Consider the following 21,868-nt stretch of genomic DNA (forward strand, 5'->3'; position numbering starts at 1 on the left):
CCGTCAGCCGGTCGCGGCATGGGTGACCGTGCCCGTCTCGAACCACAGAATGGCGACCTGATCCGCGCGGCTTGCCTCGGCATAGGCGGCAAGCTGCGGCCAATAGAGCGCAAAGCGGCCATCCGGGTCCGGGGCCGGGCCGCTCTTGTAATCCACGATCATGCGACCGGCCGGACCTTCGGCCAGCAGGTCGATGGTGCCATTCATGCCGGCGCCGGCATCATCGCGCAGATGCAGCGGCAGTTCGCTGTGCAGCCGGTCGAAGCCCAGCCCGCGCAGCCAGTCGCGCAGCGCCCCGGCCTGGGCTGCGACGGCGGCGACCTCGTCCGGCGTCAGCCCGGTGGCGGCGGCGACGGCATCCTGATTGTCCGGCGCGACCAGAGCGGCGCGCATCGCCAGATGCAGCGCCGTGCCGCGATCCGCTACGCTGGCGAAACCGCTGCCGACCGCCACGCGCGGCAGGCCGGTGACGTGGTGCAAGGGACCATGCGGCACGGCGGCCGTGGTCAGCGCCGAGGGCAGCTGCCGCCATGGCCGCCCGGCCGTGACAGGCGCCGCGTCTGGCGTGCCCCAGCGCCACCAGTCGCCAGGGGTGATGTCTCCGAACCCGTCAAGCGCCGTGTCGGGACACAGGATCACCTGTGCGGGCAGGGTTTCGTCGCCCAGCGTCAGCGAGGTGGCGGTCATCGCCATCCCCGCATCGCGCCGGATCAGCGCGGCATAGGTGGCAGGAGGCTCCGAGCCGTCCAGCTTGGCAAACACATATTCGGGCCAGGCCAGCGTCAGCCGGTCGCGGGCGCGGGTGGTGGCGACATAGATCAGCCGGTGCGCGTCCTTTTCGAAGCTGTCGCGGTCGGCCTCGATCATCGCCTCCTGCTTTTCCGGGACCGGAGTTTCGGGCAGCAGGTGCAGTCCGGCACGGGTCAGCACCTCGGCCAGATCGTCGAAATCGGGAAAGGCCGCGCACATGGTGCCGGGCCGGTTGCGGATGTCGCCGTCCAGCCCGGTGACGATGGTCCAGTTCCACTCGCGCCCTTTCGAGGCGTGCCAGGTGACGATCTCGACCCCCTCGGTGCCGGCCCCAGGATCGGGATGGCGGTCGAAGTCGCGGCTGCCGGATTCCTGCGACAGCCAGCCGCGGAACACCGGCGCCGTTTCGCCATGAAACCCTGCCGCAACCTTCATGTCGCGATGCGCGTCGAGAAACGCCGAAACCTCGGATTCAAGCCGCAACAGATCGGCGCGGGACTGGGCGGGATCGGGTTGGCCCTCGGCCCAATCGCGCAGGCCGGCGGCCTGGATCACCCGGTCCATGACCAGGTCCAGCGGCGCGGCGCGTGCCAGATCGCGCAAACCCGCCAGGGCCGCCAGCAGCGGATGCCGCGCCAGGTCGCCGGCCAGCAGCAGCGCCAGCGCCTGTTCCAGCGGCTGCGCCGGCGGGCCCAGCGTCAGCAACGCCAGCCCGGAATGCAGATCGTCCGGATCGAAGGCGAAACAGGCCGCGTTCAGCGCCGCCTGCACCACCGCCGATTGCAGCCAGCCACCCTCGGCGATCCGCACCGGCACATTCAGCTGCCGCAGGGCCGTCGCCTGGCGCGCCGCCTGCGCATGCGAGCGGCAGAGCACCGCCACATCGGCCGGCCGCATCGCCCGCAACTGCCCCGAGTGGCGATCGACGATCTGCGCCCCTTCGGCCAGCACGTCGCGGATATGGGTTGCGACATGCTGCCAGGGCCTGGCCTTGCCGCCGCGCGCTTTCGGACCGCTTTGCAGGCGCAGAACCTCGACGGCCGGGGTCTGGCCGGTCTCGTCGCGCTGCGGGGTCAAGGCGGTATAGCCCGGCCCGAAAGCCTTGCGGCCAAGCGCGTTGACGAAAGCCATGATGCGCGGGTCGCTGCGCCAGTTGCGGTCCAGCGCCTCGACCCGGTCCGGATGCTGATCGACCAGCGCCTCGGTCAGCCGGGGATCGGCGCCCTGAAAACCCATGATCGACTGCTTGATGTCGCCGACCAGCGCCACGCGCGGCGCGCGCTGCGCCAGCCGCCACAGCAGGGCGAATTGCACCGGGTTGGTGTCCTGGAATTCGTCCACGATCACGCAGTCGATCTCGGCCAGAACGGCATCCAGCACCTCGGGGCGGGTGCGCAGCAAGCGTTCGGCATCGACGATCATGTCGGCAAAGTCGATCACCCCCGCCGCGCGCTTGGCCGCCGCGAACTCGGCCATGATCTCTTGCGCGCCCCGGATCAGGGCCGAGGCATGGTCGCAGATATCGGCCAGCGGGCCGGGATGGCGCAGCAGGCCCTCGGCGGCATCCATAACCGCCTGGGCGGCGCTGTCATACCCTGCGGGCGTCGCGGCACCGCGTTTGGATTGCCGCAATCCGCGCAGCTGCTGCCACAATGGCCAGTCCCATGCCAGCGCATCCGAGTTCAGCGCGCGGCGCAGGTTCCGCAGGTCGCGGGCAAAGTCCTTGTTGGCCGAGGCGTTGAAATCCAGATCGGTGCAGCCCGAGGGGAAGGCGCGCAGCATCGCCTGCACCGCGTCGCGCAGCCTGGTCCCAAGCGGGGCGCCGTCGCGGTCCACCTTGCCGTAAAGGCTGCGGGTCGCCCGGGCCAGCTCATCGGCAAGGCCCGGCGCGGTGCCCCGGTCGCCCAGGCTGCGCAGCAGGTCTATCACGCCGAACAGCCGGGCGCGGAACGCATACTCGGCCGAGGTCTTGCTGTTGAAGTCGAAGCGATAGCCAAAGCGCGGCAGGTCGCCGCGGACCTGATCCAGCACCCGGCAGCGCGCGATGCATTGCCGGATCATCACGTCGCGTTCCGGGTCCGACAGGTGGCGCGGACTGACCGAGCTGCCGGCGGCAAAGGCGTGTTCGCCCAGCAGCCGCAGCCCCAGCCCGTGGATGGTCGAGACATAGGCGCGCTCGACCGCCATGGCGGCCTCGACCTTGCCGGCGGCCATCAGGGTGAAGCGGATGCGGTCGCGCAATTCGCCGGCCGCCGCCTCGGTGAAGGTCACGGCCAGGATGCGTTCGGGGCGCACCAGCCCCCGTTCCACCCAGTCGGCCAGGTCGGTCTTGATGCGATAGGTCTTGCCCGAGCCGGCGCCGGCGGGAAGAATCTTCAGGCTCTGGTTCATTCCGCGTCCTCGTCATCGGCGGCACCGGCCCCGATGGTGAAGGCGGCGATAAGCGGGCTCGCCTCCAGCGCATAGGGGGTGAATTTGCAGGTCTTGCTGAAGAAATCGGCGTCCTCGTCGCTGTTCAGCCGGATGCGTCCCGACCCCACGTCGGCCAGCCTTTCCCTGAGCATCTCCAGCGCGTTGACCGAGATGTCGGCGGTGATCGGGGTCACGCCCTCGGCCGTGATCTCGATGCCGTGGCACAGGATGCCGGAGTCGTTGAGCAGGTGATAGGCGACGCCGATGCGGCCGTTCGTGCCGGCCAACGGACCGGGCGGCGCACCCTCGGGCAGCGGCGCGGGATTGCGCAGCATGGCGCGGTAAAGCTCGGTCTGCAGATCCCAGCCGGCCTGCATGCGGTCCTGCCGCTGGCCGGTGCGGGATTTCTTGTGATCGACGATCAGCAGGTCGCCGCCCGGCAGCCGCAGCACGCTGTCGGCGAAGCCGCGCAGCGCGATGCCGTGCCATTGGCCGCGCACGCCGACCTCGTTGGCGACGACCTCGGCCTGCATGGCGCGCAGAGCGGCGGCCCAGTTGCGGGCGGCAAGCACCGCCTCGCGCGTCAGGCTGTCCCGCTCGACCGCCCAAAGCGCGCCCTGGGCGAAGGGCGCCTTGCGGCGGATGGCCTCGGCGATGATGGCGGGGGTGCGCTCGGCGATCTCGCTGTCGGATGGCATGGGTTCGCCGGGACGGAACAGGTGTTCCAGCACGTCATGGGCCAGGGTGCCGGCGGTCATGATGTCCCATTCCTGTGGCAGCCACTCCACCGGCCCGGCGCCGGCCTGCTCCAGAAGCCAGGCCAGCGGGCTGACCAGCAGCGTTTCCAGCCGGCTGGGCGATTGCGGCGCGGCGGTCCCGTCCTCGGTCCGGCGCAGCATCAGCAGGTCGCCACCCAACTGCACCATCCCCTCGGCCGGCAGGGCGGGCCGGGGCGGCGCCGGTGCCGCCGCCTCGGTGGCGCAGAGCCGATATGCGGCGGGGTCGTGGCGCAGGTCGCGGATCAGGCTCCCGGGCTCGGCGACCGGCCGGCCGGGGTCGGCGGGGTCGGCGACGCAGCGGGCGATCAGCGCCAGCGCCGGGCCAGGCATCAGCGGCGAGCCATCCAGCCCCTGCCGCGGGCAGAACAGCACCAGCCGCTGCGAGGGCAAGGCGATCTGGCGTCGGAACAGCGCGAGATCGCGCGCCAGCCGCTCCGAGCGTCCCTCCAGCCGCAAGCCGGTGGCCCGGGCGGTGGTCTCGCGTTCCGAGTCCATGAACATCGCGGAATTGGCCGGCGGGCGCGGATAGCGGCCGTCGTTGACCCCCAGCACCATCAGGATGCGGGCCGGGCGCCAGGGCGGCTCGCCCTCGCGGATGATGCTGACGCCCTCGACGATCCGCAGGGGGGCGGGCGGTTCGGGCGGGCGCGGAGCGGCCAGCGCGGTCAGCAGCGCCCAGTCGGGTGCCGTGGCGCTGCGCAGGAACGGGCGCAGCAGGTTCAGCCGCGTTTGCAGGCCGTGGCGCAGCCCCGTCTCCGGCAGCAATGCGGCAAAGCGGTCGAGCCGCCGGCGCAATTCCTCGCCATCGGCGGGGCGCGGGCGGGCGATCAGCCCGGTGATCTCGGCCAGCGGTCCCTCGGCGGCGGCGGCCCAGTGGGGTTGCGCGCGCCCGTCCAGCGCCTCGCGGGCCAGGGCGGTGCCGGTTTCGGCCGGCCAGGGCATACCGGGCAACGCATAGAGGCTGGCCATGGCCATCGCCGGCGCCGGGGTTTGCAGCGCCGAGAGCAGATGCGTCAGCGCCTCGCCTGCCAGATCCCGCTCCGGCGCGGGTTGCGGCAGGCCCGACAGCGGCACGCCGGTGCGGGAAAAGGCGCGGGCGAGATGGCGGTGATAAGCGGACGCCTCGGGGACCAGCAGGGCGATGTCCTGCGGGCGCGCACCCTGCGAGATCAGCTTCTGCACCATGGCGGCGCAGGCCTCGGTCTCTTCGACAAGGTCGCGCAGACCCCGGATGGTCAGGCTGTCGTCCTGCGGCACGGGCGGCACCGCGTTCAGCAGGTGGCGCTGGGCATGCGCCAGGCTGCAGCCCGGCGGCGCACCATCCGTCAGCCTGGCCTGCTCGGCCTGCCATGCCTGCAAGGCCGCCGCCGGGGCCAGTCCGAAACGGGCGACCAGCGCCGCCCGCAATGAATGGATCGCGGCCGGGGCATCTTCGGGCAGCGGCAGGTCCAGCAGCGGCAGCGGCTCCAGCGGCACGCCTTCGCCGGCGATCACGCGGCGGATGGTCTCCAGACCTTCGGGCAGGGCACCGTCCAGCGCGCGCCACAGATCGAGAAGCGCCGCAAGGTGCCGCCGGGCCCGGCTTTCGGGCATCCGCGACAGGTCGATGCCCTCCGGCCGCATCTCGGGCGCGGCCAGGATCAGGCCGGTCAGTTCGGCACATATGCCGGCCGCCGTCTCGGCCGGAGCCAGGGCAAGGCTCTCGGCCCAGGGCGCATCGGTCCGGGCCACCAGCGCCGGCATCGGATCGAAGGGGCGGGGGCGCGGCAGCAGCAGCGCCTCGTGCAAAAGGCCCGGGGTCAGCGTCCGGATCGCGCCGGTGATGGGATGCGCGGTCAGCAGATGCTCGATCATTGGCCGGTCCTTGTTGCCAGGCCGGGCGGCGCGAAATTCGGCGTCGCGCGGTGGATGCGGTCGATCAGCGCCTGCTTTTCGGGCGAGGGCGCCGGGCCACCGGCCACATGCGGCAGCACGTCGCCGTGCAGCTGCGCGCGCAGCTCCAGCCAGCGCGTTTTCAGCACCTGCCAGTTGTGATCGTCATAAGTGCCGCTGACCACGACCGGATGGATGCGGATCCGCGGCGGGTCATCGACGCAGCCGCCTTGCTGCCAGGCGCGCAGATCCCTCAGCCAGCGGCTGTTCTTGCGATCGACGCGGCCGATCTGCTGCTCGACGATGCCGGGGTTCCATTCGGCATGCAGCAGGACGACGGTGCGGCAGGCCTCGTGCAGGTTCAGCCCCTCGCGCCCGACGCGGGATTGCGCCAGCAGCACCATCGGCCAGCTGGCCGGGCGGTTGAAGGCGGCCTGCAGCAGCCGGCGCGTCTGCGGCGCGGTGCTACCCGACATCATGCGGGCGAAATTGCCCTCGCGCCCCGAGTAATCCGCAAGATGCGCGGACAGGCGCGATTGCAGCGTCTCGGTGCTGTCGTCCTCGTCCTCGCCGGCAAGCTCGGACAGCAGGGCGCGGAACAGCGCCAGCATTTCGGTGCCGGTCCAGGGCGTGGCGGGATCGGGCCTGCGCGTGTCCAGTGCTTCGAGCAGCGCCGCGATGTCGCCGTGCAATTCGCCCGGTTCGCGTTGCAGGAACCGCACCAGCAGGGCAGCGGTGGCATCGCCCTGCGCCATGGCCTCGATCTCGCGGTGCAGGCGCGCCAGTTCGGTGCTGCGGGCGCTGGACCATTCGCGGTAACGCTCGGCCAGCATCCGGTCGATTTCGTCCATCCCGCCCGGCGGCGCGCCCAGATCCGGGTCGCGCGCGGCGGCGCGCACGGCCGCGCGGCTCTCCTTGCGGACCGAGGTGGCCGGCCAGTGCTGCCCGTCCCGCAGCCTGCGCAGCATCTCGCGCGCGTCGAGCAGCCGGGTCAGCGCCTCCATCGGCTTGAGGAAGCGACCGAAGACCAGCACCTTTTCGCCCTTGGCCGCGTAACCCTCGATCAGCCGCGCGGCGGCCAGAAGGGCGGGGTGGCTGTAAAGATCGGCCGGCGCGCGGGTGAAGGCATCAAGCCAGACCGAATGCGGGCCCTGCGCCTGGGCGGTCTGCGCCGCGGCTTCGGCCTCGTCATCCGTGGTCATGCCGAAACCATAGCCCTGCGCCACCGACAGCCGCGCCCGCTTGACGCGCGGATCGTCCTGCGGCAGCAGCGACAGCGCCTCGGCCGCGCAGAAGCGGCGCAGCCAGTCGCGGGTGAAGCCCTGGCTGTCCGGGGTCACCGCCAGATCACAGACATTGCGGTAGTCGCCATGACGGTCCTGAAAGGCGCGGAACTCGGGATCGTGCCGCTTGTCGCGGCGCAGGACATAGGGGCGCAAGCCGTCGCGAAAGCGCGCGGCGGCCGCCTCGAAGCCCGAGGTCAGCGGGTCGTCCAGCTCTTCGATCTGCAGGCGTTGCACCTTGCCGACATAGCCGCCGATCCACTCCAGCAGCGCGTCAAGCGCCGCCATGTCCTCGCCATCGTCCCGGCCGCTGATCCGGCCCAGCGTGTCGATCCATTGCTGCGAGTCGAGTTCCACCGGCGTGGCGGTCATGCCTAGGCGGAACGGGTCCGGGCCTTCCCAGCTGACCGGGCCGAGAATGCGCGACAGGCTGGAATCGCTGCCGCGCGCCTTATGCGCCTCGTCCACCACGACAAGGTCGAACTGGCCGAGGCCATAGCCGATCAGCGGCAGGATCTTTTGCCGATACGCGTCCGACGGCAGCCATTTCTGATCCCCGGCCAGATCGTGCGGCAGATCGTGTTGCAGGATGGTCGTGGCGATGCTGTGGGCGGCGCGGCGGCTGGCATAGACATGCCCGACCTCGCCCTGGTGGAAGCTGTCCCGGATGAAATTCCGCCCCCGCCCCGCGACAAGGCGCGCCACATTCGGCAAAAGCTCGCGCCGCCAGCCTCCGGCCGGTCCATCGCCCCTGCTTGGAAAGCGCATCGCGGCAAAGCTGTGCGAGATCATCAGGATCGGCTCGGCCGCCCAGCCCTGCGCGGGCAATTCGCGCTGCTGGCGGCGGTCGAGCAGCCATTCGCGATGGCTGCGCTTGCGCCGGTCGCTGCCTTCGGCGTCGTTTTCCTCGACGAAACCGTTGATGAACCCTTCATAGCTGCGCAGCGGCAGCAGGGTCCGGTCGTCGGGATTGAAGCGGCGCAGCTCGGCCTGCCATTGCGCGCCCAGCCCGGCGGGCAGGACGATGGCGCTGCGGCCGCCGGCGCGGCGCACGGCTTCGATCAGCGCGACGGCGATGCGCGTCTTGCCCATGCCGACCTCGTCCGCCAGCAGCGCGGCGCGCTGACCGGCGCGGATGCGGCGGGCCAGTTCGACAAGCGTCGCGCGCTGTCCTTCGTCGAGCAGTCCTTCGCCGAGCGGATCCGACGCCGCGCGGGCATGGCTTTCCAGCGTCGCGGCGACTTTTGACCAATCCATCATCATGCGGCCTCTTCGATCCAGAGGGAGGGGCAGTCGTCCAGGTTCCACGCGGCCGCCACAGCGGCGAGGGCCGCGTCCAGCAGGGCGAGGTCGGCACCGTCGGGGCACAGCCTCGGGTCGGCCAGCACCGGCAGAGGATTGGCCCCGGCGCTCCGGAAAAAGCCGAGCATCGCCTGTTCCTGCGCGGCGATGGCGCAGAGGTTCTGGCGCAATTCGCGGCACCAGCGCTGCCAGTCGCGGGGGTCGATGCCGGCCTGGGTTTCGCCCAGGCGCACCAGCAGGCCCATCATGCGGCGGATGGCATAGGTCGCGGGCGGCGCGCCGGGCGCATCCGCCGCATCGGCCATGGCCTCGCCACCTTCCGGCCCATCCTCGGGGCGATCGCGGTCGGGCGGCTCGGGAAAACTGCCAAGGCCGGCCAGCACATCCTCGACCGTCATCTCGGGCGGCGGCGGGATGACCAGCACGCCCTCGGCGATGACCTGAAGCCGCCAGCCGCCTTGGGCAAGCGTGATGATGGCCGGGGCCGGTGCCGGCCAGGGGCAGGGGGTGGCAAGATCCGCGCCGTCGGGACCCAGCACCGCCACCGCCAGATCGCCGGGGGCCGACAGCATCCCCTGATGCCAGATCAGCCAGGACACCGGCGGCGGCGAGTCGGGTTCCTCGGGCCGGGTGAAATCCTCGCCGGCCTGCAGCGCGGAGGGGGCGACCGTGTCGTCGAACTGGATCGGCAGCAGGCGGCGAATACCCTTGCGGCCGTGCCAATCCAGACCTTCCGGCAGATCGACGACCACCCCGGCCTCGAGATTGCCGCCGGCATTGGCGGCGGTCTCGAAGCCTGCGCGGCTGAGATTGCCCGAGCCCAGATAGATCCGCCCGGACGCCTGCCTGTCGCCGCGGGCCAGCAGCGCGAATTTCGCGTGCAGCCTGGCATCGGGGCCATGCAGGTCGGACATCGCACGGCGCATCGTCCAGCCTGCATTCTCCAGCACCTGCGCGCGGGGCGCCAGACCCTGGCAGGATTGCGGGTTCAGGAACAGGTCAAGCCGGGCATCCTGGCGCAGCAGCTTCCGTTGCAGCAGCGCCATGCGCAGCCGCTCGGGGACGCCGCCGTCCTCGCCCTCGGCCTCGAAATAGCCCGAGCCAAGGATCAGCCGATCCGCCTTGCTCGCCGAGCCCAGACGCTCGACGACCTGGGCGTTCAGCGCCTGCGCCCGGCTGTCGATGAAGCGGGGCGTCCGCCTTGTCGGCGGCAGGCTGGCAAGGGCGCTGCGCAGCCTGTCATCGGGGCGTTCCCCGTCATAGTCCCGCTCGACGAGGCTGCAATCGGCGCGCGCGCGCAGCCAGTCGAACATCGCCCAGGCGGCGTGCAGATCGGCCACGTCCTGGGGATCGGCTGCGGTGCTGTCGACGTCGACCGACCAGAACAGGTCGATGCTATCGGTCAGCGGATCCTGCGTCCAGTTCCCGGTGCTGACGGCCAGGCGGATGACATAGCCGTCGCCGCCCTGCCTGCGAAAGCCCAGCAGCGCCACCTTGGCATGCAGCAGGTTATAGCCGTCTTTGCGCATCCACATCCATGCCAGGCCGGGAATGTCGGAAACGGCATTCACCGTCGGATGGATGAAGGCGGCCAGCACCGGGCGCGCCATTTCTCCGGTAAAACTGCGCCGGATCTGGCCCAGAACCTGCGGCGTTGCGGTGAAGCCGCAGAACAGGCCGAAATCGCCGAAACAGCCCTCGGGCGGCATGAACAGGGTGTAGAGCGTCGTGTGCATCAGGCGGTCTCCTGCGCCATGGCATCGCGGCATCCGGGATTGACCTGCCCCTGCAGCGGTGGCGAGGCAATGCAGGTTGTAGAGCCGGAACAATTGCGGCGCGAAGGCCGCGTCATTGACCGGTTGGCTGCCGGCATCGGCATCATCGTCCGCGACGGGGTCGCCCGCTGCCGGGCCGAGGGCCAGATGATCGCCGCGCCGGATGACGACCGTGCCGTCGCGCTCGGCCAGGACCTGCAGCAGGCGCTCCGGCGAAAGCGTTAGGATCTGCGCCAGAAAGGCGCGGCTGACAGGCTCGGCCGCTGCGTCGATGCGTGCGCCGAAGGCCCCGGCGATGCGGCGCAGTTCCTCGAGCTGGGTTCCGGTCTCCCGCTCGGCCTCCTGCGGCGACAGGCGCGCGGGCCGGCTGGCGTCTCGTCTTTGCAGCAGGACCTGCTCGATGCGGGCCAGCACCTTCAGCGCGGCGTCGCGAAGGTCGATGAAGGCGGCGCCAGCACGCAGGTCGATCCAATGCGCGGGGTCGATCCCCGGCAACGGGTCGGGGCTGCCAAGCTGCGCGGTGCTGGGGCCAGTGCCGAGGGCGACCAGATTGCGGCGGCGCGTGGCGCCTGAATCATCTCCATCCAGCAGGCGCGCTCGGATCAGCTTGCGGACCTCTTCGGGGACCGGTGCAACGGGCGAAAGCCGCTTGCTGAGATCCGCGAGGCCGTGGGGCCTGTCGCCGCGTGCCCAACCGGCAAGCAGGGCGTGGCATTCCTTGATCACCGGCAGGGCCAGCATCTGCCGACCGGCGTCATGGATGCGAAAGGCGCCATAGCGGCTGCCCCGAACGAAGCCCAGGGCGACCAGCGGCTGCACCATCGCCATGCGGATCGGCTGCACGACATAGGTGCCGCGGCGGGTCAGGTTCTGAAAGCTCCAGTCGCTCAGGCCGTGCATCTTGCGGGCGCCACGGACCCGGCGGTCGGCCGGCCCGTCCTTGGCCGCGCGCATCATCAGCGCCTCGACCGCATTGCCGACGGGCAGGGCCGGCCGCGCCAGCTCTTCGGCGATCGAGACCGCCAGCACCGACCAGAGCAGCGGCATCGGAAACCACATGCCGCCCAGCCCGGGCACGGCCCTGTCGTTGAAATGCCGCACCGCTGCGGCAAGGCCCAGATTCTGCTGCCGGCGCTGCGAAATCACCGTATCCGGCGCCAGTATTCCCCAAGGCATCAATTGCTCCTGTCCGACCACTCCGGTCCTGTATGAAAGACCGTCACGTCAAATCAGGACGCATGTTTTGGGCGGCGCGCGGGAAAGTCCATAAGGAAAGGAAATATTTCGCTAAATTTGGTGAAAGCGCCGCCGGTCCTGATCGGTCGGGCCTGCGGGCGGCCCGGCGCGCGGGCGTGAAATCCCCGCGTTCCTGGCGGTCCGTTAAGTTTGTTAACAAATTGTTCGTATTTTTGCCCGGAGCGATCTTTCGCCCCCGGCGCGCCTCCGGTTACTGTCTGAAAAGTAACCGAGGCTTAACCATGAGATCGTTTCCCGCACTTCTCGCAGCTTTTCTTGCCAGTGCTTCGCCCGCCATCCCGACAGAGGGGCAAGAGCCCGTCATCCGGGGCGTGGCCTCGGTGATCGACGGCGATACGGTCGAGATCCACGATATCCGCATCCGGCTTCACGGCATCGACGCCCCGGAAAGCGGGCAGTCCTGCATCGACCCGCAGGGCAAGCCATGGCGCTGCGGCCAGCAGGCGGCACTGGCGTTGTCGAACCGGATCGGCCGCGGCACGGTGGACTGCGTCCCGACCGACATCGACCGCTATGGCCGGACCGTGGCCGAGTGTTTCATGGGGCGCGAGAACCTGAACCGCTGGATGGTGCATGACGGATGGGCGGTGGCCTATGTCCGCTATTCTGACGATTATTCACATGACGAGGATCTGGCCCGGGCCGCTCGGCGAGGCATATGGTCCGCCGCGTTCGAGATGCCATGGGACTGGCGGCAGGCCCGCCGTGACGCCGGCAGCGCCTTGCCCCCGCCCATCCAGCGCCTGCTGCTGAGCGCGCGGTCCTATTCCTGCGATCCGCGCAGGACCTGCAAGGCGATCAACAGCTGCGACGAGGCGGTCTGGTATCTGCAGAACTGCGGCTGGGGCGGAAAGCTGGACCGGGACGGGGACGGAGTGCCATGCGAAAGCATCTGCTGACCGCGCCGAGCGGCGTCACGCATGGCACCAGCCCGGTCCCCCGTTCGGCGCCGGCAACAGCCGACGGCATCATCGGCGACGACCAGCGCGCCGACAATCCACGGAAATCAGCGAGATTTCTGCTATCACTCGCAGATCGGGCCGATTAGACAAGGGAAGTGGCCCGCCGTCGCCCCGGTGGTCCTCACATGCTGCAATTCGGATGCAACGACATTGTTATCGGTGATACGGAACAGGCTTCTCCAGGGATCGTCAAACTTCCGGCTCTTGTCCGACTTGGTATTGCTGGCGGTATCGGCGTCCCTTGCGGCCGCGATGGCGACGGTCGTCTGGGCGAACGGTGCCGGCGGGATCGTGATCCCCATGCTGATCGGGGTGGCGGCGGGCGTGATCTGCCTGGTCTCGGCCTTTCGGGCTGGCGCTGCGAAGCGGATCGTCGCGGCCTATGCCCAGGGGCGGCTGGACACGGAAAGCTTTCTCGAACGTCTCGACCCATGCGCCCGGGCCGCATTGTCTTTTCGAATGGCGGTGATCTGCCTGGGGCCGGCGGTCATGGCTTGCGTCATTGCGGCAGCCTTTCCGGGCCGTGTCATCGCGGCACCGATCGCCGCGGCGCTTCTGGCCGTGGTCTTGCTGAGGTTTTGCGGTGCGGTCGGCTATCGGACCGGGGGCGGGTGGTTTTTCGACGCGCTCATACCGGACGAGGTGGTTCTGGACATGACAGGCTCGGCCGACGCATGGGCGCGGTTTCGCGCCGGCTGGACCTTGGATGGGCGGGTGGCGGTGCTGCGCCGGGCCGCCGCATTGCGCTCGGATCTGCCGCAGGAGGTTCGCCAGATCGTATTGGCGCAATACAGCCCGCACGCCATGTTCGTTCCGGTCCGGCTGGTGCCGAAATCCGTCGGCTCCGAGCTTCGCCTGATGCTTGCCGGCGGGCGCGTCGGCGGCGCGGCCATGGCGCTGGCGGCAATCCTCGCCCTGGCGGCGGTGCTGTTGTTGCCGCGCGATCTTTTGCGAATCCCGGCGCTGAATGAACTGGAGCTGCCGGCCTTGCAGTCCCCGCCCGACGAGTCACCGCAAGATCCTGACACGCCGGCTGGGGGTCGGGACCAGAGTGGCAATGAGGCCGGGCCAGGCCCGTCGGGCGCATCCGGCGAGCGGGCTGCCGGTGCCGGCGATTTCTCTGCTGGACAGCAGGGGGGTGACCCGACATCCGGCGAGAGTGCCACTGGCAAGGGACAAGGCGGGCAGGCACCGGCGGATGAGGGCCAGCCCGACCAAGGCGGAGCCCAGGCCGGCGAGGATGCGGCACAGCAAGGCGGGAATGCCGCGTCGGATGCGGCCGGCGGCGCCGATGGCAAACAGCCGGGCGCGGATGGCGAAGGGTCGGGCCAGCAGCCCGGCGCAGGCCCGGCCTCTGGCGCGGGTGGAGCCCCAAGCGAAGCCTTGGACGGCAGCGGCCCGGGGCAGGAAGCTGCGGATCAGCAGGGCCAGGCGGGCGAGGGCGGCGCCCAGGCCGGCAAGGATGCGGCTGAGCAAGGTCAGCAAGGTGCGGAGGCTGCATCCGATGCCGCCGGCCGTGGCAAGCCCGGCGCAGGTGAAGAGGGTCAGGACCCCGGCGACGGCCAAACCGCTGACGCAGGCGGGGGCGATGCAGCATCCCGGGAAGCGGGCGGCGCGAAGGCTGCGCCGGCTGACAGTGCTGCGGGCGAAGGCGGCCGGCCGGAACCGAGCCGCTCTGGCGATTCGGCGCCGACGCAGGGCACACAGGCCGGCAGCGATCCGGGCGCGACCGAGCGTGCTGGCGCCGGGCCCGAGGATACATCTGCTGCGGATGCGACTGTGCCGGTCGAGCCGGGCCGGGAGGGCGCGTCTTCGGATGCTGTGCCGGCCGATGAGGTCGCCGGCGACGCTTCGGGCGCTATGCGCGAGCATGTCGATCAGTTGCCCGAGGGCGGCCGGATCACTTGGACCGAAGAGCCCGAAGGCGAAGCGGATCAGGAATTGCGGATTTCGCCGCCACTTTCCGATGACACGGCCGGGACACCGGTCGAGGCTCCGGGGCTGCGCGAGGCTGCGCAGCCACCCCAGGCCGATGTGGCGCTGGACCTGAAGGCGGGCGGTCCGGCCGCGCTCTTTGCCGAGAAGGGCGCGGTGCCAGAGGCGGTCGAGGCGCGGCTGCTGCCGGATGAGTCCGCTCCGCCCCCATCGCAGGCTATGCCTGGCGAGGCGCGGCAGATCCTGCCCGCCTGGATCGACGAATTGATGAAATGACAGGAGCGATGCCCATGGACCAGATCATTGACCCTTCGTCGCTTGAGGCCGGCCATATCGCCTATCTCCGCGGCATCCCGGCCGCGGTCGAGGCGTTGGACATGCATGGCATGGCTGATGTGGTGAACGCGCTTGTGGTGGCGCTGCTGACCGAAGGGCATGTCCTGCTGGAGGGCAACCCCGGCCTTGGCAAGACGGCTCTGGTGCGCGCGCTGTCCTCGGCCCTGGGGCTGGGGAGACAGGCGGTCGGGCGGGTGCAGTTCACCCCGGATCTGATGCCCGCCGACATCACCGGCACGCAAATGCCCGCCGATGACGGTTCGGGCAGGCTGGCCTTCAGCCCCGGTCCGGTGTTCTGCAGCCTGCTGCTTGCGGATGAGATCAACCGTGCCACGCCCAAGACGCAATCCGCGATGCTGGAGGCGATGGCCGAATACCAGGTGACCGTGCTGGGCAAGACCTATCCGCTGCGGCATTGGCGCGAAGCGGGCCGCCAGAGCTATCGCACGCCGTTCATGGTCATGGCCACGCAGAACCCCATCGACCAGGAGGGCACCTATGCCCTGCCCGAAGCGCAGTCCGATCGTTTCATGTTCAAGATCAACCTGTCCATGCCCGGGGCCGAGGTCATGGGCAGGATCATCGCCAAGGCGCTGAAGCCTCTGGATGCAGCGCAGCAACGGCAGGGAACGGCGGAGGATCCGGTTCAGGTCGCCGCAGCCGGCGCGCGGCTGCACGAAATCGCGCAATCCGTGCTTTCGGTCGGCCTTTCGCCCCTGGTGCTGGATCACATCAACAACCTGGTGCAGGCCAGCAACCGGCATTTCGACCAGCTGCGCGGCATTGGCCCGGCGCGGGTGTCCCGGCTGCGCGAGCTGGTCGAGCGCCGCGTGACCTATCCGCTGGGACCGCGGGCGGGCATGGCCCTGGCGCGGGCCGCCGTGGGATGGGCCGCCGCGGTGCTGGTAGAGCCGGCGCAGGCGGGCCATGCCACCACGGCGCAGACGCCGCGCGCGCTGGCCGAGATCCTCGTGCCGGTCCTGCGGCATCGCATCAGGATCTCGCATGACTATGCGGCCATGGCGACGCCGCATGCCGAGGCGGCTGCCCTGGACGATTTCATCCGCGAGCTTGCGGTCGCCTGCGCCCCCGACGGTCCCGCCGCGGGCCGCTATGTCGAGGATTTCGCGAATTTCCTCGATCGGGCCCGCAAGGACATCCGGCTTTAGGTCAAGGGCGATGTCGGTCACCGATCCCCCGATCCCGCTGGCCGCGCTTGGCCGCGCCGTGCTGCGGATGCGGCAGACCGTGCCCGCCGCGGGCCTGGGCGTGCATGTCAGGCGGCGCCAGGGCCACAGCCTCGAGTTCCGGGAATATCGCCCCTATCAGCGCGGAGACGATATCCGCACGGTCGATTGGCGCGCCTCGTCGCGCCTGCCGCGCCGGTCTGACCTGCTGGTGCGCAGCTTCGAGGCGGAACAGCAGCTGACCCTTGTCATCGTCCTGGACAACCGTCCCGACATGCGGCTGCCCGAGGCGATGCCGAAGCTGCTTTACGCGCTGTGGGCGGTGCGGGCGCTTGCGACCTTGGCCCTTGGTCAGGGGGACGAGGTGGTACTGGCCCGGCTGTTTTCCGGCGCGGCGCCGGCGATCGCCCGTTTGCGCGGTGGCAGCGGGCAGATCCAGGCGCGCCATTGGGCCGATGCAATCTGGCAGGACGGGGATGCCCGATCCGCAGATTCCCGGGCCAGCGTTGCGGCGCAACCCGATTTCGCGGATCTCGCCGGGGTGGTCCGACGGTTGCGGCCGGCGGGGGCGGTCGTGGTGATCTCGGACATGCTTTTCGACGATCCCGAGCACCGCTTCATGCAGTTTGCCCGCGCGGCACAGAGGCAGAGGCGGTCGCTTTCGGTGCTGCAACTGGACAGCCTGCAGCATGAGACCGCCCTTTTGCGCCGGGAGCGGGAATTCAGGCTGATCCGCCCCGGACATGCCATTGACGCGGGAACGCAGCAGTTTGACGAAAGCGTGCTTGCGGCAGCAGCGGACGCGGTTGCGGGACATCTGGCCATGTCGCGTCATGCGATCCATGCCGGCGGGCTGGACTGGCCGCTCGAGCCGGTGACTTGGCCCGAGCCCGGTCTTTCGGGCGCCGAGATGCTGAAATCGCATTTCTCCCGGACCTTTCCCGGCCTGCCGATGCTGGCGGGCCTGTCCTTGGGAGGCATCGCGTGATCTGGGCGGCTGCAATCATCGCGCTTGCGGGGCTGGCGATCCTTGGCTGGCACATGCAACGGCCGAGGCCGCGCAGCATGGCGGTTTCCTTCGCGCGTTTCGTCCCGCAATTGCCGATGGCGCCGTCGCGGGCGCGCTTCGCCTTGACCTGGCCCCGCGATGGCTGGGCGCTGGCCTGTCTGCTTGTGGCGGCGGCGCTGGCCATCTGGGCGCTGCTGGATGGGCGGCGCGAATACCAGTCATCCCGGCCCCGGCATCTGGGGCTGCGGGTGGTGCTGGACCTGTCGGCCTCGATGGGTGTCCGGGATGCCGGCGCGACGCGTCTGGCGCAGGCGCTCGCCCGGCTGGACGAGGCGCGGCGCCAGGTTGCCGGGGCTGGCCCGAAATCGGCCTGTCTGGAACTGGTGGCCGTTGGGGCCGAGCCCGGAGCCGTGCAGGCCCTGCCGCTTGCCGGTGATCTGCCCGCGCCGCTTGCGGGTGGCCTGCGCCACGAGGGCGCCGAGGTCGGCAGCCTTGTCGCCGCCGCCATGCTGCCGCAGGTGGATTGCGTGCTGACGCATGTTCTGGTGCTGACCGACATGCCTCCGGTCGCCATGACGGCGGGCGAGGGCGTGGACGTGATCTGGGATCAGGTCGGCGCCCCCGTCGGCAATGCCGGGATCCGGCAGTTGCAGGTGATGCAATCGGCCTTCGGCCAGACGACCTCCGAGATCCGCGTCGAGGGTGTGGTGTCCGGCCAGGATCTTCCAGACGCGCTTGTTCTTGACGGTCCGTCGGGCCAGCAGCAATTGTCGATCCATCCGATGCCGGAAGCCGAGGGGCGATGGTTCGCAACGGCGGCCTATGCCGGCCCCGGGGAATATGCGGCGCGGCTTGCGGCCGCCGATGGCTATGACGGCGACGACAAGGTCGTGGCCCGGCTGCAACGGCCGGCGAGCCTCGCGGTCGATTGGCGCCTTTCCGACCTGGCCCGTCCCGCGGGCCTGGCGCAGGGCGGCCCCGGCGATCTGCTGGTCGCCGAGGGCGATGGACTGCCCGCGGATGCCTTGGCCCGTCCCGCGGGCCTGGCGCAGGGCGGCCCCGGCGATCTGCTGGTCGCCGAGGGCGATGGACTGCCCGCGGATGCCTTGGCGCGGCCCGTGCTGCTGACCTATCCCGGCTTCGGCCTCGGTCGCCAGCCAGGCCATATCGGCCCGTTCATCGAGGACGCGGCGCTGCTTTCCCTGGTCAGTTTCGACGCGCTCGAGGCAGCGATGCCTGCCGCCTGGCCCGGCCCGCTTCCGCCCGGCTTTGCGCCGGCCCTGGTCGATGATGCGGGCGGTGTGCTGGTCGCGCGCCGTGAACAGCCGAAAGGCCTGATCGTGCCAGCGCCGGTCCCGGGCCTGCCCGATCCTGCCCGCAGCCTGTCGCTGACGCTGTTCTTTTCGGCATTGGCGGATCTGGCGATGCCCGAAGCGCAGCAGCAGGCGCTGGAATGGCGCGACGGCCGGGGTGGCATCGTCGCCAATGCCTGGCGCGAAAGCATGACCGGGCGCCCGCTGGGCCCGCCCGCCGATCTGCATCGCCTGGCGCAGCTGTCGCGGGTCAGCACCGGCGCTCCGTTCTGGCCCTGGCTCGTCCTGGCTTCGCTGCTGGCGCTCTTGGCGGAAAGGCTTCTGCGGCTGGCCCGTCGATCCGAGGCCGTGTCATGATCTGTCGCTTGATCGACGGCATCACGCTTGGCGCCTGGCAGCTTGCCTGCCCCGCCGCATCCGCCGCGCCCTGGGCCTATGCGGCCGCAATCGCGGGCATCGCGGCAAGCCTGCTTTTGGCGCTGCGGGCGCGGAAACGGCCCCTGCCGCTGCGCATCCTGACCGCGGCGCTGTTCGCCCTTGGCTTCATCCTGCTGGCGGTCGCCACCGAACGCCCGGAGTTGCGGCGCTCTCTCGACCGCGCCCAGGGCGGCAAGATCGTCGTCCTGCTGGACCAGTCGGAAAGCTTCTGGCGCGACCCGGCCCGGGCGCGCGGCGCCTTGAACCTGGCAGCCGACCGGATCGAGGCGTTCCTTGCCTCGATGCCGGACGGTCAGGCGGCCGGGTGGCGCGGAGAATTGCGCGGCTTTGGCAGGGCCAGCGGCGGGCTTGGCGGCGAAAGCACGGCGGCCCATCTGGCCGACACGTTGCGGAGCTACCGGGTGGACCGGGCCGAAGACGCCAGCAACCTGCGGGCCGGGCTGCTGGACGGCCTTGCCGCCTTGCGGGGCGGCGACGGGCAAGGCAGGGTCATCCTGCTGAGCGACGGGCTGGCCAGTGAGGCTCCGGATGACGCGCTATGGGCAGAATTCCGGGCCCTGGGGGTTCCGGTGGACGTCATCGCGGCGGGCGCGTCGACGCCTGCGTCCGGGCTGGTGGCGGCCAACCTCGGCCCGGAGCACCGCATCGGACAGGAGGCGGTGCTGCGCGGCACGACTCTGGGCGCCGGCAGCCTGGTGGTCACGCAAAAGGAACGCAGCGATACGCTGGAGGTGGCAGGCGGCGACACGCTTCGGCCCTTGCGGCTGACCACCGTTTTCGATCGGCGGGGTTTGCAGGGGCTGCAACTTGGCTTCGACATGGCAAGCGTGCGGCAGCAGCGCAATCTTTTCACCCTGGTCCGCGGTCCGGCGCGCCTGCTGATCTATGGTCCGGCGCCCTGGGCGGATGCGCTGCCCGAAGCGCGCTGGCGGGTCGAACGGGCCAGCCCTGCCACGCCGCTGCCGCCCGCTGACTATGATCTGGTGGTGATCGACGGGCTCGAGCCGCAGGACTTTCCGCCCGGCCATGTCGACGAATTGCTGGCGGCGGCGGACGGGACCGGACTGATGATCGTCAACGGCGGGTTGCGGGGCAGCGTGACGGACGAGCAGGTGATCTCTGCCTGGAACCGCTCGGTCCTGGGCCCCATCCTGCCGGTCGATTCCGATCCGCGCCTGTTCGTGCAAGAGCCGCCGCCGCGCGACATCGTCGTCATGGTGGACGTGTCCGGCTCGATGGGCGGGCGCCGCCTCGGATCGGCACAAAGCGCCATTCGCGCCATCCTGGCGCAATTGCGGCCGCAGGACAGCATCGCGATATTGCCGTTTTCCAGTGATGCGCACAGGCCATTCCAGAAAAGCGCGGCCACGCAAAAGACGCTGGAGGCCGCCCGCCGATATACCGACGGGCTTTCTGCCGGCGGCGGCACGGCGCCAGAGACGACCTTGCAATCCTCGGCCCGCTTCGTGTCGAACTATTGCGCCTTCTTCTTCATTTCGGACGCCGAGTTCGAGCCGCCGAAATCCGCGCCGCAATGCTTCACCACCGCGATCTCGGTGTCGGATTCGCGGTTTCCGATGGATGTCAGCGCCTGGGGCGAAGAGATTCTGCTGGGTGAGGACGGAAGCGCCGACAATATCCCGTTCCGCTATTTTCAGCCCGAGGAGCGCAAGGAATATTACCGGGACGGCCTGTTCACCCCGCTGTCCGTCGGCGGGGACGGACTTCCCGATCCCGGGCTGGGCGTGAACGGGATGGCCATCACCTATCCGCGCAGCGATGCGCGGGTCGAGTGGCTGCACGCCCTTCCGCCGCCCGATCCGCTGTTTGCCTGGCGCCGGGATGCCCGTCGGCCGGGCGTCGTCGCGGGGGTGTTCCTTGGGCCCATGGACGCGCAATGGGGGCAGTCTGCCCTGCCGGCGACCGAGGCCATGCTGGAGCGCCTGCTGGGCTGGCCCGATCAGGACCGTTACCTGGTGCAACTGCTTGACGACGGCGACCGCTATATGCTGCGCGTGACCCCGACCAGCGCGGCGGGGGTGATCCATCAGGGCGCCCTGTCGGCCAGCCTGACCTGGTCGAATGGCGCGTCGAACGGCATCTCCCTGCAGTTCGATCGGCGGCAGGGGGCCTTTGTCGGCGGCGTCCCGGCACCTGCGGCCGGCGGGTTTCAACGCGCGCTGCTGGTCCTGCAGGAGGGGGCGAACATCCAGCGCATCCCGGTGGATTTCCCGCCCGCCACCGCCCTTTCCGGGCTGCGGGCGGAACGCCTCGATTTCGGCGTGAATGCCGAAATCCTGCGCGCAGCCGAGCAGAAAACCGGCGGAATTTCGCTTGCGGAGCGGCAAATTTCCGCTTACCCCTCAAGGAGTATTCACGAGGTCGTTATTCTTGCCCATGTGTTCCTGTCGCTCGCTTTTGCCTTTCTTGCCGCGGGCGTCTGGTCCCGAAACCTGAATTCGCGATGAGATCCGTTCTTCCGCGCGTCTTCCACCCCAACCGGCTTTTCGACGGCAATCTGGCGGCCGAGGGCCTGCGCGGGTTTCGCGCGCCCGAGATGGCTGCGCTGGCGCAGGCGCTGCAACGCGGGGTTCTGGCCAATCTTCGCGCATTGCTTGCCAACCAGGCGCCGGTGGCCTTGACGGCGCAGGATGTCGAAGCCCTGGTCCGGCCGCCTCCGGCCAGGCGGCGGTGGCGGCTGCGGCGTGCGGGGAAACAGCCGCCTGTTTCCGTGATGCAGCCTGGACCAGAGGCGGTTCGTTTGCTGTTGCGCAAGCCGCAATCCTTGGCGTCGGTTGCCGTGCCGGGGCCTGACTTCGGTCCCGAGATCCTGTTGCGGGTGGTGCTGCGGCAGGCCTTCGCCGATCCGGTCTTCCTGCACGAACTCGGAGAGGTCTGCCGGACCTTTCTGTGCCAGCATGTGCTGTTCCATCCCGGCCCGCCACCGCATCCGGATTTTTCGCCGGCGGGGCTGGGCCTGCTGATCGTCTCGCAGCCCGGGCACCTGTTCGCCCCCAATGCCGGCCATGCCTTGCTGAGGGCGGCGGTGGCCGAATTGGCCGAGCCCTGCCGGCCCTGGGACCAATGGTTGCTGCGCCTGATGGGCAAGGCCCCCGGATGGGCGGCGCCGCCGGATCTGGCCGGCCTGCCCTGGGTCGTCTGGGCCCCCGAGGCCGGGTTCGACGCGGCCGCGGCCGTCGCGGCCGGTCTGCCCGCCTATTGGCCCAGCATCCTCGACCTTGCCCCCTGATCAAGCCG

11 protein-coding genes are annotated in these 21,868 nt (G+C 70.0%); 7 read left to right on the top strand and 4 right to left on the bottom strand.

What is annotated here, in order from left to right:
• Window positions 1-3 precede the first annotated feature (3 nt).
• From E3U25_RS01560 to E3U25_RS01575, 4 genes are read right to left on the bottom strand one after another with little or no spacing between them, the layout of a single operon-like run.
• Entirely contained in the window at window positions 4-3,141 is a 3,138-nt protein-coding gene (locus tag E3U25_RS01560; RefSeq protein ID WP_116221581.1) for a UvrD-helicase domain-containing protein, read from the bottom strand.
• Window positions 3,138-5,795: a PD-(D/E)XK nuclease family protein gene (locus tag E3U25_RS01565; RefSeq protein WP_116221582.1), complete on the bottom strand. Its 2,658-nt coding sequence runs from the start codon at window positions 5,793-5,795 to the stop codon at window positions 3,138-3,140. The genes E3U25_RS01560 and E3U25_RS01565 overlap by 4 nt, the downstream gene beginning before the upstream one ends.
• Window positions 5,792-8,359, bottom strand: a complete 2,568-nt coding sequence (locus E3U25_RS01570; protein ID WP_244295077.1) for a helicase-related protein — start codon at window positions 8,357-8,359, stop codon at window positions 5,792-5,794. The genes E3U25_RS01565 and E3U25_RS01570 overlap by 4 nt, the downstream gene beginning before the upstream one ends.
• The gene (locus E3U25_RS01575) at window positions 8,356-11,349 is read right to left on the bottom strand and encodes a phospholipase D-like domain-containing protein (protein WP_244295080.1); all 2,994 of its coding nucleotides are present in this window, start codon (window positions 11,347-11,349) and stop codon (window positions 8,356-8,358) included. Before E3U25_RS01575 ends, E3U25_RS01570 begins: the two co-directional genes overlap by 4 nt.
• A gap of 302 nt (window positions 11,350-11,651) precedes the next feature.
• On the opposite strand from E3U25_RS01575, the gene E3U25_RS01580 reads away from it, so the two are divergent.
• From E3U25_RS01580 to E3U25_RS01610, 7 genes are all read left to right on the top strand, one after another.
• Window positions 11,652-12,329 (top strand): thermonuclease family protein, encoded by a 678-nt coding sequence (locus E3U25_RS01580; protein WP_116221583.1) that lies wholly within the window; start codon window positions 11,652-11,654, stop codon window positions 12,327-12,329.
• A 315-nt stretch (window positions 12,330-12,644) separates the two neighbouring features.
• Entirely contained in the window at window positions 12,645-14,603 is a 1,959-nt protein-coding gene (locus E3U25_RS01585) for a hypothetical protein (RefSeq protein ID WP_116221585.1), read from the top strand.
• Between the two features lie 14 nt (window positions 14,604-14,617).
• Window positions 14,618-15,832 (top strand): AAA family ATPase, encoded by a 1,215-nt coding sequence (locus tag E3U25_RS01590; RefSeq protein ID WP_208861567.1) that lies wholly within the window; start codon window positions 14,618-14,620, stop codon window positions 15,830-15,832.
• Window positions 15,833-15,842: 10 nt separating this feature from the next.
• Window positions 15,843-16,838: a DUF58 domain-containing protein gene (locus E3U25_RS01595; protein WP_166435470.1), complete on the top strand. Its 996-nt coding sequence runs from the start codon at window positions 15,843-15,845 to the stop codon at window positions 16,836-16,838.
• Entirely contained in the window at window positions 16,835-18,529 is a 1,695-nt protein-coding gene (locus tag E3U25_RS01600) for a hypothetical protein (RefSeq protein WP_166435471.1), read from the top strand. Before E3U25_RS01595 ends, E3U25_RS01600 begins: the two co-directional genes overlap by 4 nt.
• Entirely contained in the window at window positions 18,526-21,078 is a 2,553-nt protein-coding gene (locus E3U25_RS01605) for a vWA domain-containing protein (protein WP_166435472.1), read from the top strand. The genes E3U25_RS01600 and E3U25_RS01605 overlap by 4 nt, the downstream gene beginning before the upstream one ends.
• On the top strand, window positions 21,075-21,860 hold the full coding sequence (locus E3U25_RS01610) for a hypothetical protein (RefSeq protein ID WP_116221587.1): 786 nt from the start codon (window positions 21,075-21,077) through the stop codon (window positions 21,858-21,860). Before E3U25_RS01605 ends, E3U25_RS01610 begins: the two co-directional genes overlap by 4 nt.
• The last annotated feature ends 8 nt before the right edge of the window (window positions 21,861-21,868 follow it).

Origin of the sequence: Paracoccus versutus (assembly GCF_029909795.1) — a bacterium.
GTDB lineage: Bacteria > Pseudomonadota > Alphaproteobacteria > Rhodobacterales > Rhodobacteraceae > Paracoccus > Paracoccus versutus.

Bases quoted from the DNA above. Each gene is read 5' to 3' on its own strand.
- E3U25_RS01575 (WP_244295080.1), bottom strand. From the start codon at position 11,349: ATGCCTTGGGGAATACTGGCGCCGGATACGGTGATTTCGCAGCGCCGG.
- E3U25_RS01595 (WP_166435470.1), top strand. From the start codon at position 15,843: ATGTCGGTCACCGATCCCCCGATCCCGCTGGCCGCGCTTGGCCGCGCC.
- E3U25_RS01590 (WP_208861567.1), top strand. From the start codon at position 14,618: ATGGACCAGATCATTGACCCTTCGTCGCTTGAGGCCGGCCATATCGCC.
- E3U25_RS01565 (WP_116221582.1), bottom strand. From the start codon at position 5,795: ATGATCGAGCATCTGCTGACCGCGCATCCCATCACCGGCGCGATCCGG.
- E3U25_RS01560 (WP_116221581.1), bottom strand. From the start codon at position 3,141: ATGAACCAGAGCCTGAAGATTCTTCCCGCCGGCGCCGGCTCGGGCAAG.
- E3U25_RS01605 (WP_166435472.1), top strand. From the start codon at position 18,526: ATGATCTGTCGCTTGATCGACGGCATCACGCTTGGCGCCTGGCAGCTT.
- E3U25_RS01585 (WP_116221585.1), top strand. From the start codon at position 12,645: ATGGCGACGGTCGTCTGGGCGAACGGTGCCGGCGGGATCGTGATCCCC.
- E3U25_RS01580 (WP_116221583.1), top strand. From the start codon at position 11,652: ATGAGATCGTTTCCCGCACTTCTCGCAGCTTTTCTTGCCAGTGCTTCG.
- E3U25_RS01570 (WP_244295077.1), bottom strand. From the start codon at position 8,359: ATGATGATGGATTGGTCAAAAGTCGCCGCGACGCTGGAAAGCCATGCC.
- E3U25_RS01610 (WP_116221587.1), top strand. From the start codon at position 21,075: ATGAGATCCGTTCTTCCGCGCGTCTTCCACCCCAACCGGCTTTTCGAC.